This window comes from [Rhizobium] kunmingense, from assembly GCF_977018605.1.
In genome coordinates, this window is record NZ_CDRNXG010000001.1 from 3,161,027 (window position 1) to 3,176,248 (window position 15,222).

12 protein-coding genes are annotated in these 15,222 nt (G+C 63.1%); 6 read left to right on the forward strand and 6 right to left on the reverse strand.

The window, feature by feature from the left end; genetic code table 11:
* Nucleotides 1–371: 371 nt before the first annotated feature.
* A complete protein-coding gene (locus AC0JZ4_RS15260; RefSeq protein ID WP_471887203.1) occupies nucleotides 372–776 on the forward strand; it encodes a hypothetical protein in 405 nt (134 codons plus the stop codon).
* A 205-nt stretch (nucleotides 777–981) separates the two neighbouring features.
* Here AC0JZ4_RS15260 and AC0JZ4_RS15265 read toward each other — a convergent pair whose 3' ends face one another.
* The gene (locus AC0JZ4_RS15265; RefSeq protein ID WP_471887204.1) at nucleotides 982–1,959 is read right to left on the reverse strand and encodes an AraC family transcriptional regulator; all 978 of its coding nucleotides are present in this window, start codon (nucleotides 1,957–1,959) and stop codon (nucleotides 982–984) included.
* 82 nt (nucleotides 1,960–2,041) lie between these two features.
* Here AC0JZ4_RS15265 and AC0JZ4_RS15270 point away from each other — a divergent pair, with 82 nt between their 5' ends.
* Nucleotides 2,042–3,259, forward strand: coding sequence for an MFS transporter (locus AC0JZ4_RS15270; RefSeq protein WP_471887205.1), 1,218 nt, complete (start codon nucleotides 2,042–2,044; stop codon nucleotides 3,257–3,259).
* Nucleotides 3,260–3,342: 83 nt separating this feature from the next.
* Here the strand turns inward: AC0JZ4_RS15270 and AC0JZ4_RS15275 are convergent, their stop codons facing one another.
* From AC0JZ4_RS15275 to AC0JZ4_RS15290, 4 genes are all read right to left on the reverse strand, one after another.
* Nucleotides 3,343–4,536 carry a hypothetical protein gene (locus AC0JZ4_RS15275; protein ID WP_471887206.1) on the reverse strand — a complete coding sequence of 398 codons (1,194 nt, stop codon included), beginning with the start codon at nucleotides 4,534–4,536 and terminating at the stop codon, nucleotides 3,343–3,345.
* A 199-nt stretch (nucleotides 4,537–4,735) separates the two neighbouring features.
* Entirely contained in the window at nucleotides 4,736–5,497 is a 762-nt protein-coding gene (locus AC0JZ4_RS15280; protein WP_471887207.1) for an ABC transporter permease, read from the reverse strand.
* The gene (locus AC0JZ4_RS15285) at nucleotides 5,494–6,420 is read right to left on the reverse strand and encodes an ABC transporter ATP-binding protein (RefSeq protein ID WP_471887208.1); all 927 of its coding nucleotides are present in this window, start codon (nucleotides 6,418–6,420) and stop codon (nucleotides 5,494–5,496) included. Before AC0JZ4_RS15285 ends, AC0JZ4_RS15280 begins: the two co-directional genes overlap by 4 nt.
* 213 nt (nucleotides 6,421–6,633) lie before the next feature.
* On the reverse strand, nucleotides 6,634–7,455 hold the full coding sequence (locus AC0JZ4_RS15290; protein WP_471887209.1) for a sulfite exporter TauE/SafE family protein: 822 nt from the start codon (nucleotides 7,453–7,455) through the stop codon (nucleotides 6,634–6,636).
* Between the two features lie 275 nt (nucleotides 7,456–7,730).
* Here AC0JZ4_RS15290 and AC0JZ4_RS15295 point away from each other — a divergent pair, with 275 nt between their 5' ends.
* Nucleotides 7,731–7,982: a hypothetical protein gene (locus AC0JZ4_RS15295; protein ID WP_471887210.1), complete on the forward strand. Its 252-nt coding sequence runs from the start codon at nucleotides 7,731–7,733 to the stop codon at nucleotides 7,980–7,982.
* On the opposite strand, the gene AC0JZ4_RS15300 is transcribed toward AC0JZ4_RS15295, so the two are convergent.
* A complete protein-coding gene (locus AC0JZ4_RS15300) occupies nucleotides 7,970–9,241 on the reverse strand; it encodes an extensin-like domain-containing protein (RefSeq protein WP_471887211.1) in 1,272 nt (423 codons plus the stop codon). The genes AC0JZ4_RS15295 and AC0JZ4_RS15300 overlap by 13 nt on opposite strands.
* Nucleotides 9,242–9,474: 233 nt before the next feature.
* On the opposite strand from AC0JZ4_RS15300, the gene AC0JZ4_RS15305 reads away from it, so the two are divergent.
* The 3 genes from AC0JZ4_RS15305 to uvrB all read left to right on the forward strand — a co-directional run bounded on the left by AC0JZ4_RS15305 (nucleotide 9,475) and on the right by uvrB (nucleotide 15,199).
* Nucleotides 9,475–9,861: an acyl-CoA thioesterase gene (locus tag AC0JZ4_RS15305; RefSeq protein ID WP_471887212.1), complete on the forward strand. Its 387-nt coding sequence runs from the start codon at nucleotides 9,475–9,477 to the stop codon at nucleotides 9,859–9,861.
* Nucleotides 9,862–10,126: 265 nt separating this feature from the next.
* Nucleotides 10,127–12,112: a putative bifunctional diguanylate cyclase/phosphodiesterase gene (locus AC0JZ4_RS15310; RefSeq protein ID WP_471887213.1), complete on the forward strand. Its 1,986-nt coding sequence runs from the start codon at nucleotides 10,127–10,129 to the stop codon at nucleotides 12,110–12,112.
* Between the two features lie 93 nt (nucleotides 12,113–12,205).
* Entirely contained in the window at nucleotides 12,206–15,199 is a 2,994-nt protein-coding gene (gene uvrB / locus AC0JZ4_RS15315; RefSeq protein ID WP_471887214.1) for an excinuclease ABC subunit UvrB, read from the forward strand.
* The last annotated feature ends 23 nt before the right edge of the window (nucleotides 15,200–15,222 follow it).

Below are 15,222 nucleotides of genomic sequence, written 5' to 3' on the forward strand. Positions count from 1 at the left end.
CGCGACTTTGACGGCTGGCGGCCCATTCCGATCCACGAAGCGTCAACTGCCGCCACCTCTACTTCCGGCCTGCCTATCCCGGCAGATTGAGAGATCGCATGTTGCACAAGACACCGGACGTGTGACTGTCATGTCCGCCGGCGCGCAAGGTCATCTTTCACCCTCAGGGCCGTCGGCGTTCCCATTCTCGCTTGCCGGAACATCCATATTCGCGTCACCACGAGTGGATAGCCTGCTTTCCTTGCCACAAATGCATTGAAGCTTTTTGCGGCCCGCCCTACACCCTCCTGCCGCACGTTATCGATGCTTGCGGTGGCCGCTCCTTGGTCCCAGCGGCATATGGCGGTTTGAGTGGACGCTTGAGAAAAGGAATGCAGATGTCGATCACCGTGGAGAAGACGATCCCCACCGCGCGTATGCGGCAGTTCCACCAGATGGTTGAGCGGTGGCTGGAAGAGGGTCCGATCAAACTTGCGACCAATGCCACGATAACGGCGATGGACAATGCCGAAATCCCGAAGGCTGAGCAGGCAGCGATCATCGAGGACAGGGATATCATCATGAAGCACAACATGCGCCTCGGCCTGATCAGCGAAATATTCGCACCGGCTATCGAAATGGCGGTGAAATCGTCTCGGTCCGGAACCGAAGCACAGGACGAGATCGCTCGGTTGATTGTTACCGCCGTCGGCATCCGTCAGGATGATGACAGTGAAGTGGTCACCTTCACGTTTGCTACTCAAAGTGAAGCGGATGCCTTTCGCGGCTCGATCTGAAAGGATCGAGATCGGCGGCTTCAGCCAGCGGAAAACCGCGGTGATGTTCGTGAAAAGCGTCAATCGCCCGATATCAGCCCTTCGGTAATTGCAGGCATCACGGTCACGGTGACCGTTTCCGATGGGCCTAAAGTGCCCTTTGGCAGCACGCCGCTTACTCTGAAGTCGGCGTTCGCCGCGAACCCGCGAGCGCAGATGCGGGAAATCATGCCACCTCGGCCAATTGGCCTGCCTCACCGCGACCACGAAAATAGCTCGGCGGATCGCCGATGATGCGCTTGAAGGCGCGGCTGAACGACGCCTCGGCGTCATAGCCGAGCTTTTCAGCAACCGTCGCCACCCGCATACCGTCCTTCAGCCATTGCCGCGCCTGGTGCATGCGCACCAGCGCCACATAACGCGCCGGCGTCTCGCCCACCACACGGGCAAATCGTTCGGCAAAGCCCGAGCGGGACGCGCCCATCAGCCTGGCCAACTCCGTCACCGTCCAGTCGCGATCCGGCTCCAGATGGATGGCCGCCAGAACCCGGCCGATCTCGGGATTGCGCACGGCAGCGATCCAGCCCGTCGTATCGCCGCAGCCATGCTCCACCCAGGTGCGGATGATCGTCGCCGTCAAGACATCCGCCAGTCGCGCCAGAATACCGCCGGCGCCCACCCGGTCCATGTCCACCTCGCGCGCCATTGCGTCGAGAAGATGCGGGATCGCCGGTTCGTTGCGGGCCAGATCGCTGGTCAGCATCGTGTCCGGCATCATCTGCAGAAGCGGATGCAGCCTGTCGACGTTGAAACGCATCGACGCCGTCAGGGCCACCGTGCCGCAGCGGGCATCGGCGCAATGCAGGTCGTAGACGCCCTGGCAGACTTCCTTCTTGCCGTAGCGGCCGAAGGGCAGCGGCTCGACGGTCTCGGCGCTGGCGATCACATGCGCATGCCCGCGCGGCAGGATCACGGCATCGCCGGCATTGAGCGTCAGCCACTCGCCCGACGGCGCCTTCAGCACCGCGGATCCCGACGAGATGAAATGAAACCGTGCCGCATCTTCGGCAGGAAACGCCGTCGCCCACGGTGCTGCCAGCCGGCACCGCCCGTATTCGACACCATCGAGCCGCAGGCCACGCAGCATTTCCGAAAGGGGGTCGGCGACGGATGCGATGTATGTTTTGGACGAATGATCAAGCATGACGGCGTTTTTAGCATTCAAACGCCAGCGCGTCACGCCTATTTCTGACAACAGTCAATTTCGACCGATTTCAGGAGTCCCCATGCACGGCAGCCCTTTACCATCCGACGACGAAACGCGTAGCGGACATGGTGTCGCACACGAGAAGGCCCGCTGGGGTGCAGTGGCATCGCTGACGCTCGGCGTCTTCGGTCTCGTCACCGCCGAATTCCTCCCCGTCAGCCTGCTCACGCCCATGTCCGCTGATCTCGGCGTCGGCACCGGCATCGCCGGCCAGACGATCACCACGACCGCCGTCATGGCCGCCATCGCCGCCCCCGGCGTGGTCATCGGCACCCGCAATATCGACCGCCGCTACACGGTGCTGGCGCTGACAGCACTTCTGGTCGTCTCCAGCCTGATCGCCGCCACAGCCGCCAATATATACATGGTGCTGTTTGCCCGCCTTCTGCTCGGCATCGGGCTTGGCGGCTTCTGGGCCATGTCGGCAGCGCTCGCCATGCGCCTCGTTCCGCCGGCGCGCATGCCGCGTGCCATGGCCATCATCATGGCCGGCGTCTCGCTCGCCACCGTCTGTGCCGCCCCGCTCGGCGCCTGGATCGGCGAAACGCTCGGCTGGCGGGCGGCCTTCCATCTGTCTGCCGCCGTCGGCGTCGTCGCGTTTGTGGCACAGGCAACCATGCTTCCTGCCCTGCGCCCCACCGGCCATGCAGGCCTCGGCACCCTGATCGCCGTCATGCGCCGCCCGGCGATCCGCACCGCGCTGTTCACCATCCTCCTCTTCGTCGCGGGTCATTTCGCCGGCTTCACCTATATCCGCCCGTTCCTCGAACAGGTGACCAATCTCGATGTCGAAACGATCTCGCTGATCCTGCTCGCCTATGGCGTCGCCGGCTTCTTCGGCAACATTCTCGGCGGCATGGTGTCGGAGCGCAGCCCACGCCTGTCCGTCACACTGTTTGCCACGCTGACGGCCGCTGCCGCCGTGGTGCTGGCGATCGGCGGTTCCTCGGTGGTCGTCGCGGCCAGCTCGATCGCCTTCTGGGGCCTCGCCTTCGGCGCCTTCCCGGTCAGCATCCAGAGCTTCGTCGTCGCCCACGCGCCGGATGAGGCCGAAAGCGCCGGTGCACTGGTCATCCCCGCCTTCCAGATCGCCATTTCCAGCGGCGCCATCTTCGGCGGCATCCTGATCGAGACGCAGGGACCGGTCGCCGTCATCGGCCTGCTCGCCATCGCCGCACTTCTGGGCGGTTCGGTCATGGCCGCCCGCGGCCAGCGCCGACAGGTTTCGCTCGGCTGAACGACCCTCCAAACAAAAACGCCCGCAGCGAAATCTCGCTGCGGGCGTTTGTCTATCCGGGCGCGAAAGCCGCCCCGCGACCATCAGAGAAGCCGCTCCAGCGCATCTTCCCCGGTCAAATCCACGTTCGCCCGCATGAACGTCGCAGCTGGCAGCGGCCCCGCCGTCACCAGACCGAAATCGAAATTCGTCCGGCGGTCCGAAGCCAGCACATATTGCCGGTGCACGCGCAGAAAATCCCGTTTGATCCGGCGATAACGATCCGGTTCCAGCATGTTGCGGATCCGCATGAAGATCAGCCCGGCCGGCGCCGCATCCCCGTGACCGGTCAGCCGCGTGACCGAGGTCTTGTAGAAGCTGACGATGTCGGTCAGGCACTGCACTTCGATGAACGTGACGCCATCGGCTTTCGCGATCGCGCCGACGCGAGCGCGCAACACCTTCGCCGAGCGCAGAAACGCACATTGCAGGATCGCCCCGCCGAGCGTCATGAAAACGATCCGCTTACCGGCAAACAGTGCCGGCTCGCGCTCCAGAAACAGGCCGACCGCCTGCACCGCCATGCTCGCGCCCATGCTGTGGGAGGTGACGAGATACTCGTCGGCCTCCTGGGAAAGCGCGACGCGCAGCTGCGCCGCGGCAGTCTCGATCCAGTCGTTGATGGCCGCATTATCGAGCCGCGAAACCGCGACCGCCATCTCCCAGTCGGAAAACAGATGCAGCGTGTGAAACCGCTCCGACCAGGGGATCAGCAGCTTGAGGAAGAAGACCAACCCCAGCGCGATACCGATCGGATACTGCCACGCGCCCAGCCCCAGCCAGTATGGATAGGTCGCGAGCGCCAGAAAGATCGCCAGTCCGACGATCATCAGCAGGAAGGGAAAGACGAAGAACAGCCCGAACCGCCAGGCATGGCGAAAATAGCCGAGAGCCCCACCTTCAAAAGCAACGGCCGCAGCACTTTTGAATCCGCGGGCAAGCCGGGTGACGAGCGGCCGGCCGGCCAGCTGCGCCACGATCGCGTCATGGTCGATGACGAAAACCCGGCTGGACACCCGCCATCCGTCGTTTACCGCCACCGCACCGACATCGAAATGCGGACAGCGCCCTTCGTCCATCAACGGTCCGACATCGGCCGACAGACCCCATAGCCTTGCCGTATTGCCCATGGCGCGCGCATAGCGCTCGCGGTGCCTTGCCGCATCCAGAGGCTCGAAGCCGGGAAAATGCACGACGACGCGCTTTGCAACGCGCGCGACTGACTTGTCTGTGTCCACACGGTCTACTTTCTAACACCGAGAGCAAGATCGCCCTCGCGAAATGCCGGAATGCAGCGCCCCTATCGCGCCATATCCGCTGGCCGCGCGGCATAAGCGCAAACCTGTGGCATGATCAAGGTGGTTCAGGCAGACCCGAGCGAATAAGTGGAAATCTCCGCGAAAAACCAGGCGCTCCGGCCACCGGCCTGTCGCACTGTCAGCTCCGCAGCCGATACCCCGTCCTGAACATCCACGCCAGAACCGACAGGCAGGCGGCGAGAAACACGCCGATCATCACTAGGCTGATCAAAGGATTGACGTCGGCGATCTCGTAAAAGCTCCAGCGGAAACCGCTGACGAGATAGAGGACCGGGTTCAGGTGGCTTACCGCCTGCCAGAACGGCGGCAGCATGTCGATCGAGTAGAAACTGCCGCCGAGGAAGGTCAAGGGCGGCACGATCAGCATCGGCACGACATTGAGCTGCTCGAAATTCTTCGCCCACACGCCGATGATGAAGCCGAACAGGCTGAAGGTGATGGCCGTCAGCACCAGAAACAGCACCATGACGAACGGATGCGCGATGCGGATATCGACGAAGAACGAGGCCGTGGCCAAAATGATCAGGCCGATGATCAGCCCCTTGCTGGCCGCCGCGCCGACATAGCCGATCAGGACTTCCGTCATCGCCACCGGTGCCGAAAGGATTTCGTAGATCGTGCCGGTAAATTTCGGAAAGTAGATGCCGATCGAACCGTTCGCCGTGCATTGCGTCAGAAGCGTCAACATGATCAGCCCCGGCGTGATGAAAGAACCATAGGGCACGCCTTCCACCGACTGGATGCGCGAACCGATCGCCGTGCCGAAGACGATTAAATAGAGCGAGGTGGTAATGACAGGCGAGATGACGCTCTGCAGCAGCGTGCGCCTCATGCGCGCCATTTCGAAGAAATAGATGGATTTGATCGCTTCGAAATTCATGCCTTTTCCTCCACCAGAGCGACGAAAATGTCCTCCAGCGAGCTTTGCCGCGTCGAGAGGTCCTTGAAATGGATATTGGCGGACGAAAGCGCCGCCAGCAGCGAGGCGATGCTGTCCTGGCTCTCCTCATGCCCGTAATCGTGCACAAGCCGCATCCCGTCGTCAGAAAGCGCCAGATTGAAGGCGCTGAGGCTTTCCGGCAGGCCGCCAAGCGGTTCCGACAGCTCCAGCGTCAGCTGTTTGCGGCCAAGCTTTTTCATCAGCGCCGCCTTGTCTTCGAGCAGCAGCAGCTTGCCGCCGTTGATCACACCGACGCGGTCGGCGATCTCTTCGGCTTCCTCGATATAGTGGGTAGTCAGAATGATCGTCACGCCGCGCTGCCGCAACGTTTTCACCACCTCCCACATGTCGCGTCTGAGGTTCACGTCGACGCCCGCCGTCGGCTCGTCGAGAAACAGGATGTCCGGCTCGTGGCTGAGCGCCTTGGCGATCAGCACGCGCCGCTTCATGCCGCCGGAAAGTTCGCGCAGCATGTTGTCCTTCTTCTTCCACAGCGACAGGTCGCGCAGGATCTTCTCGATCACCGCCGGATCGGCCTTCTTGCCGAACACGCCGCGCGAAAAGCTCACCGTGTTCCACACCGTCTCGAACTGGTCGGTCGTCAGCTCCTGCGGCACCAGCCCGATCATCGATCGGGTCTGGCGAAAATCCTTCACCACATTGTAGCCGCCGACTAGCACCTGCCCGCCGGTCGGGTTGACGATGCCGCAGATGATCGAGATCAGCGTGGTCTTGCCCGCGCCGTTGGGGCCGAGCAGCGCGAGGATCTCGCCGCGTTCGATGGCGAGATCGACACCCTTGAGGGCCTCGAACCCGTTGCCATAGGTCTTGGTCAAATTCTCGACGGAAATGATCGGGGGCATGTGGACTGCACTTCTGCTGGAAGATGTTTCGCAAGGAAGGCGCAATATAGGTTCGGTTTCGCGTCGTTCTATCCCACGATGGTAGAATATTGCGTTCCGATTTCCGGCCTAATCCGCCCTAAAGCCTTTCCCGGTTAAAATGAAATGCTCTGTTGGCTCGAACGGAGTCGGATGGTCCTCTGGCGGAGCGCTTCAATCTAACCAGGAAAGGCTCTAAAGGATCACGCTGGCGAAGAACTGCATCGATACGCAGATGAGGAACACCGCGAAGGCGAATTCCAGATGCTTCTTCGACAGCGCATGCGCCAGCCGTGCACCATAGGGCGCGGTGTAGAGCGTCACCGGGATCAGCAGCGCCACCGCGATCCAGTTGATGTAGCCGGTCGAAAACGGCGGCAGGCCGTCGGCACCCCAGCCGCCCCATACATAGCCGACAAGGCCCGGTATCGAGATCAGCACGCCGACGCCGGAAGACGTCGCCACCGCCTGATGGATGGTGCGCCCGTAAAGCGTCATGAACGTATTGTTCATGACACCGCCGCCGATACCCATCAATCCGGACAGGATGCCGATCCCCGTCCCCACCGCAAACCGCGCCGGGTTCTTCGGCAAGTCGGTCCCCAGCCGCCAGCTGTCCTTGGCAAGGATCATCCGCAGCGCCAGTGCCAGTGCGATACAGGCGAAGATAAGCCGAAGCTCGGTGCTGGAAGCCCAGGCGGCCACGATCGTCGCAATCAGCGTGCCGAGCGGCACGGCGACGATCCAGCCCTTCAGCAGCGCGACATCCACCGCGCCGCGCTGCCTGTGCGCCATGAACGAACGGATGGAGGTCGGCACGATGATGGCAAGCGAGGTGCCGAGCGCCAGATGCATGCGCACCGCATCGCCCACGCCAAGCAGCCCGAATACGTGGAAGAAGATCGGCACCAGAATGGCGCCGCCGCCGATGCCGAAAAGGCCTGCCAGAATGCCGGCCAAAACGCCGGCAGCAAGAAGCGCCACGATGAAGGGAATAAGATCGATCAGGCCCGGCATGTCACTCTCTGTGCGGCATCAGCCGAGGAAGGGAATCACCCGGAAAGCCGTGTTCGTTGTAGTTAGAACTGCATGGCAGCAACATGCGGGCGCGGCAAGCTCGGTCGACAACCGCCTCCCCGTTTCCGGCCTGTTAACGCTGATCAGACACCGGAATGAACCAAACCCCGCCGTTCGACGTAATGCAACCTGCAATGACTTGCAGTAAAAGCGGTGTCAGGATACCCGGAATCCGCATTCCTCTACATGATTGCCTTACTCGAAAGATTACAGCCATGCCGAATGCCGCGAAGAAATCCAGACCGGGTGATCAGGGTTCCATCCAGCAGACCCAGGTTGAACAGACATCGGCCGAACCCGATGCGGAAGAGGATTTCGATATGGATCAGCTGGAAGACATGGCGGCGTTGCTGATCGACGCGCTGACGATCCCCCTGCCCGCCGACGACATACCGGCGACCGATGACCACGAAGATCGGGCGACGGACGAAACGCCCCGCCCGCCTTCACCCCGTCAGCTGCAATAGCGCCGTCCGCCTTTGCGCGAGCGCAGGTCGAAGTGGAAGTGGTTCCAGTGCTCCGCATTGCTGCCGGGTCCGAGAACGGTGTTGAAATACTTGCAGCTGTCGCCGCGCACCGATTTCAAAAGACCGCCCTCGCGGAACGAGAACAGACCTTTCTTGCGCACGTCGATGTCGTGGCCGTTCTTCAGAACGATCGCGCCAATATCGATCGCGTTGCCGCGTGCATGTTCCGACATGGGATTGTTGCGCTGACGGCTGTTGTTCATCTTGCGGCAGGAATAGCCGCCCATCGGCTGGATCTCGCGAATGCCTGTGAGGTAGCGGGTGCGGGCGGAAATCGCCAGCTCATTCTTCACCCATTTGGCGAAGGCCAGCGTCACCTGGCAGTTCAACGTCACTGCCGGCTTGACGTTGATGCCGCCGGAAAGGCCGGAAAGCTTGACCGGATGGTCGATACCGCAGCTGGCGCCTTGCGAAATCCGCGGCAGATCCCTGAACTCTACACCGAGACGGCGCAACTCGCTACGGCAGGCGACCTCCGATTGCGGCATGACGCTGCGCTGCCATGCACCCTCGGGCATGCTCATCGGCGCATCGCTACGGCTCGGGCCACGGGTCGGATCATTCGGCCGCAGCATGGCGACTTCCTGAACCTCCGCCGGCGCGCGGCTGGGAGGCGTAACCGGCGAGCGATCGCTCCACGTCATTCCAGCGGCCTGCCGCTTCGGCGGCACGATCACGCGGTCGTCGGCAATCGGCTGGCGACGCGCACCGAGCGCAACCGGAGTGTCCGTCCCAATCCCGTCGACCACCGGCTGCTCGCCGACGCCTTCGGCAATATCGGTATCCTGTTCCTCGGCCAGCCCCACGACATCGCTCTCGTCCGGCGCAAAGCCGAACTCGCCATCCATGTTGACACCTTCGGTCGGGATCGTCGCCGGCACCCCATTCGGAGTGCGCAGATAGTTACCGCCGTCGCTGCCGCGATAACTGCCATCGGCAACGCCCGGCGCCGGCGGCACCAGATAGCCGCCATTCTGCATGGAAGATACGGGCGCCGATGCCGTGCGATAGGATTGATCCGGCATCGGCTGCGACACGGTGCCGACCGGTTCCGGCGGCAGCGAACGGGAAATCGAGCCGACCTGCGTGCCGCTGTCGATGGAAGCCGGCGGCACGAGCCCCTCTGCGGAACAGGCAACCAGCATTGTCGAGACCAACAGCGAGCCGATCACCCGCGTCGATAGGGAAGCATACGCCATACCAGTGGCCGCCTTTTCGATGCCGAAATGATACAGACATCAAGTTTAGGCAGGTTAGGTAAACGAAAGCTTGACGAGTCATGGCGGTTTCCGGGCCATTTCGGGTCACGGTTGCGGCAGAAGATGGCGTTCCGGCCTATGAAGCGCTACGCATGCACCGATTGGTGACGAAATCCGGCTATCGCCGACGTCTCCTTTTTTTCAACAGAGCAACCACAAAGGACAGTCCCCGTATGACCGAAGCCGCCAAGCCGACCGGCGAACTCACACTCAGAACGCTTGCTATGCCGAGCGACACCAATCCGGCCGGCGACATTTTCGGCGGCTGGGTCATGGCCCAAATGGACCTTGCAAGCGGCATTCGCGCCGCCGAGCGTGCGCGAGGACGCGTCGTTACCGCGGCGGTGAAGGAAATGGCATTCCAGCTGCCGATCAAGATCGGCGACACCGTCAATATCTACACCGAGATCACCCGCGTCGGCACCACCTCGATCACGCTGAACGTAGAAGCCTGGGCACAGCGCGCCCGCCACCGCGCGCTGGAAAAGGTCACAGAGGCCACCTTCATCATGGTCTCGCTCGACGAAGCCGGCCGCCCGAACCCGGTCCCGGCGGAATGACGACACTCTGTCGCTAGGGTTTCTCCAGCGAGAGCGGCCCCCGGTCCCACCTCAAGGCCGCAGAGATCAGAGAGCGTCGATCGCACATTTCGTGGCGTTCGTTCGAGCACGCCACGAAATCCCGCCCGCGATCGACTTGGCCGGGTCATCCATTGCTGCAGATGTAGGTTTTTCGTACAATCTCAATCGCCATCATTGCGGAAATACTTTATTATTAGTCGTTCCTTATGTTACTTGAGCAACTCGGCAAGTTGGCGACATGGGAATGCGGGAAAATTTGATAAGCGATGTGAAGGCACCCGAACTGGCGCTTGCGCTCAAACGCGCGCAGGCTGCGGCAACCCTTGAGCGATTGCCGACCACGCTCACCGTCAATGCCGCCGTCTCCTTCTCGGCGCTGCTGATGAGCGCCATCGAGCGCGGCATCACCGCTCCTGCGATCGGCTGGTTTGCCGCAACGATCGTCACCATCATCTGCCGTCTTGCCCTCGGAATCACGATCAGGCGCAGCGGCCTACAGGACCGCGACCCGGTCCGCTGTCTCCACCTGATGGTGACAGGCGCACTCGTCAGCGGCGTCGCCTGGGCCGCATTGCCCTTCGTCCTGCCGAATTTCGACGCGATCGGCGTCGATGGCGGGATCTACATCCTGATGTGCGGCATGGCGACCGGGGCGGTGCTTCTCGGCACCGGCCACGCGCTCACCGCGCTCGCTTTCGCCTTCCCCGTCCATATCGCCGTCGTCGTCACGCTGATGATGAGCAAGGAGGCCGGCGGCCACCTTCTGGCGCTCAACGTGCTGGCGCTCACTCTGGTCCTCTACAAGAGCAGCATGAAGGGCCAGTCGATCGTCATCGGCAATATCGAGGCGCAGGTGCGCGCCACGGCGCTGGCCGAATCGCTGAAACAGGCCAATGCCGACATCCTCGACGCCAACCAGAGCCTCGAACTGCTCGCCAATCGCGACCCGCTCACCGGGCTTGCCAACCGCGCCGCCTTCAATGCCTCGCTGTCGACCGGGATAGAAGCCGCCCGCCAGAGGCAGGAACGCCTGGCCCTGCTGATCCTCGATCTCGACCGCTTCAAGACCGTCAACGACACGTTCGGCCATTCCGCCGGCGACGAGCTGCTGCTGCAGGCAAGCCACCGGCTGCGCGAGGCGATCGGCGACAGCGGCCTGATCGCGCGCCTCGGCGGCGACGAATTCGCCGTCGTCATCGGCGGCGCCGCCGCCGGTCTCGACGGACGCCGGCTCGCCTCGGCGATCATCGAGCGCTGCCGCGCACCCTTCGTCATCCACGGCCGCCCGGTCACCTCCGGCGTCTCGGTCGGCATCGGCATCTGGCCGGAACATGCGGCCAGCGCCGCCGACCTCTTCGTCTCCGCCGACATGGCGCTCTACCGCGCCAAGGACGAGGGCCGCGGCCTGTGGCGCGAATTCGACCCGTCGCTCAGGACCCGCGCCGAACGCCGCCATCAGATCGAGCAGGATCTCGCCGATGCGATCGCCGCCGGCGCCGTCACCACCGTCTTCCAGCCGCAGGTCGAGCTGAATGGCAACACCGTCATCGGCTTCGAGACACTGGTGCGCTGGCAGCACCCGCAGCTAGGGCCGATCGCCCCACCGGAGATCGTTGCTGCCGCCCATACGGCCAATCTGTCGGAAGCGCTCACCGCCAGCATCGCTACCGGCGCCTGCCGCCTGCTGACGACGCTCCCCTCCCTCGGCCTCCCCGACGCCACGGTTGCGGTCAACGTCTCGCCACGCGAATTCGAACTCTATTCGGTCGCCGATACGCTCGACCGCATCACCCGCGCCCATGGCATCGAGCCCGGCCTCTTCGAGATCGAGATCACCGAGGAGGCGATCCTCGACACGCTGATCGCCGGCGAGCAGCTCAAGCATATCGAACGATCCGGCTACAAGCTCGCCGTCGACGATTTCGGCGCCGGTCACTCGTCGCTCGCCTACCTCGTCACGCTCAAGGTCGACCGGCTGAAGCTCGACCGCCGCTTCGTCGCCGGCATCGAGAAGAGTTTCCAGAACCAGGAAATCGTCGGCGCCATGGCCGGCCTCGGCAAGGCGCTGTCGATGGATATCGTCGCCGAGGGCGTCGAAACCGCCGAGGAGGCGACGACGCTGCGTTCGCTCGGCTGCCCCGCCGCCCAGGGCTATTTCCTCGGCCGCCCGATGCCCGTCGAGGCGATCGCCGGCTGGCTCGTCACCCGGATGCTCACCCCGGCGGCCTGACCCGCATCGACACCAGATCGCCGTTTCCCTTTTGTACTCGTTTTCCGCCGCCGCCCCCTTCACATCCCGGCGGACTCTCTCCATATTCGCCGCATGGCCAGATCCCCGAAGAAATCCTCCTCCGAAAGCTCAAGCGGTTTCGGTGAATCCCCGCAATCCGCCTTCGAAGGCGCCCCACTTGAAGGCAGCGTCGCCGACTGGGTGAAGCAGCTGGAGGCGGAAGCGGAAGCATCCGGCGTCGAGACCCAGCGCGAGATCGCCTCCAAGGCCGGCAAGCACCGCAAGAAGATCGAGATCGCCGCCCGCGAGGAAGCCATCAAGGCCGCCGCCAAGGACAAGCCGAAACCGGCCCAGAAGGCGGGACAGAAAACCGCCAAGAACACCACCGCGTCGAAAACATCGCGCGGCGTCTCCATCGGCGCCTCATCGGACCCCAAGACGCGCGCCGCCGCCGGCCTCAATCCGGTCGCCGGCATGGATGTCTCGCTGGAAGAGGCGGAACATCTCGCCACCGGTGCCGTCACCGCCACGGTCGAGGCCCTCTCCGCCCTGATCGAAAGCGGCAACCCGCTGTTCAAGGACGGAAAACTGTGGACGCCGCACCGGCCGCAGCGCCCGGAAAAATCCGAGGGCGGCGTCACCATCCGCATGGATTCCGAATACCAGCCCGCCGGCGACCAGCCGACCGCCATCGCCGATCTCGTCGAGGGCATCAACAACAACGAGCGTTCCCAGGTCCTGCTCGGCGTCACCGGCTCGGGCAAGACCTTCACCATGGCCAAGGTGATCGAGGAGACCCAGCGCCCCGCCGTCATCCTCGCGCCCAACAAGACGCTGGCGGCGCAGCTCTATTCCGAGTTCAAGAATTTCTTTCCGGACAACGCCGTCGAATATTTCGTCTCCTATTACGACTATTACCAGCCGGAAGCCTATGTGCCGCGCTCCGACACGTTCATCGAGAAGGAAAGCTCGATCAACGAACAGATCGACCGCATGCGCCACTCCGCCACCCGCTCGCTTTTGGAACGCGACGACTGCATCATCGTCGCCTCGGTCTCCTGCATCTATGGTATCGGCTCGGTCGAAACCTACACCGCCATGACCTTCCAGATGGAGGTCGGCGACCGCCTCGACCAGCGCCAGCTTCTCGCCGACCTCGTGGCGCAGCAATACAAACGCCAGGACATCAATTTTATCCGCGGTTCGTTCCGGGTCCGCGGCGACACGATCGAAATCTTCCCCGCCCACCTGGAAGATGCCGCATGGCGCATCTCGATGTTCGGCGACGAGATCGACAGCATTACCGAGTTCGACCCGCTCACCGGCCACAAGACCGGCGACCTGAAGTCGGTCAAAATCTACGCCAACTCGCACTATGTCACGCCACGCCCCACCCTCAACGGCGCCATCAAATCCATCAAGGAAGAGCTTAAGATCCGCCTTGCAGAGCTGGAAAAGGGCGGCCGCCTTCTGGAAGCGCAGCGCCTCGAACAGCGCACCCGCTACGATATCGAAATGCTCGAAGCCACCGGCTCCTGCGCCGGCATCGAGAACTATTCGCGTTATCTCACCGGCCGCAATCCCGGCGAACCGCCACCGACCCTGTTCGAATATATTCCCGACAACGCTCTTCTGTTCATCGACGAAAGCCACGTCTCCGTCAGCCAGATCGGCGGCATGTATCGCGGCGACTTTCGGCGCAAGGCGACGCTCGCCGAATACGGTTTCCGCCTGCCGTCGTGCATGGACAACCGCCCGCTGCGCTTCGAGGAATGGGACGCGATGCGCCCGCTCACCGTTGCGGTCTCGGCCACGCCCGGTAATTGGGAAATGGAACAGTCCGGCGGCGTGTTTGCCGAACAGGTCATCCGCCCCACGGGCCTGATCGATCCGCCGGTGGAAGTGCGCTCCGCCCGCTCCCAGGTCGACGACGTTTTGGGCGAAATCCGGGAAACCGCGCAAAAAGGCTACCGCACGCTCTGCACGGTCCTCACCAAGCGCATGGCCGAAGATCTTACCGAATATCTACACGAACAGGGTGTCCGCGTCCGCTACATGCACAGTGACATCGACACGCTGGAACGCATCGAGATCATCCGCGACCTGCGCCTCGGCGCCTTCGACGTGCTGGTCGGCATCAACCTGCTGCGCGAGGGTCTCGACATTCCCGAATGCGGTTTCGTCGCCATCCTCGACGCCGACAAGGAAGGTTTTTTGCGCTCGGAAACGTCGCTGATCCAGACCATCGGGCGTGCGGCGCGTAACGTCGACGGCAAGGTCATTCTTTACGCCGACAAGATCACCGGCTCGATGCAGCGGGCGATGGACGAAACCGCCCGCCGCCGCGAAAAGCAGGTCGCCTATAACACCGAACACGGCATCACGCCGGAATCGGTGAAAGCCCGCATCTCCGACATCCTCGACAGTGTCTACGAACGCGACCACGTCCGCGCCGACATTTCCGGCGCTTCGGGCAAGGGTTTTGCAGATGGCGGCCACCTCGTCGGCAACAATCTCCAGAGCCACCTCAACGCGCTGGAAAAATCCATGCGCGATGCCGCCGCCGATCTCGACTTCGAAAAGGCCGCCCGCCTGCGCGACGAAATCAAACGCCTCAAGGCCGCAGAGCTTGCAACCATGGACGACCCGATCGCACGAGACGAGGCGAAGAGCCAGGAAGGTGTAGGAAAGAACGGCAAGCGCGCGGCAAACGCGACGCCTACCTCTCCCCTTGAGGGAGAGGATAGTTCGCCCCGCGAGGCGCAGCCGAGTGGATCGGCGAACTTGGCGAGGGGAGCAGACGCGTCCTTTGAAGACGCGGCCAACTCCCTCTTCCGCCGCAACACGCTCGACGAAATGACGGTCGGCCGCACGGAAAAGCCGGTCACCGGCAAGCTGCCCGAAAAGCCGGCCACCGAGCCGGGAAAGCGCTTCTCACCGCTGCTGGAAGGCCAACCGGAACGCGCCGACCGCGACGATCCCCGCCCGATCGTCCGCGGCAAAGTCGGCGCAGGGTCCTACGAGGATGCCGGGGAGCAGAAGCGCAAGGGACGGACGAAGGGGAAGACCGGGCGGCCTGGGCGGTGACGTCACGGGCAGTATAGTTAGAG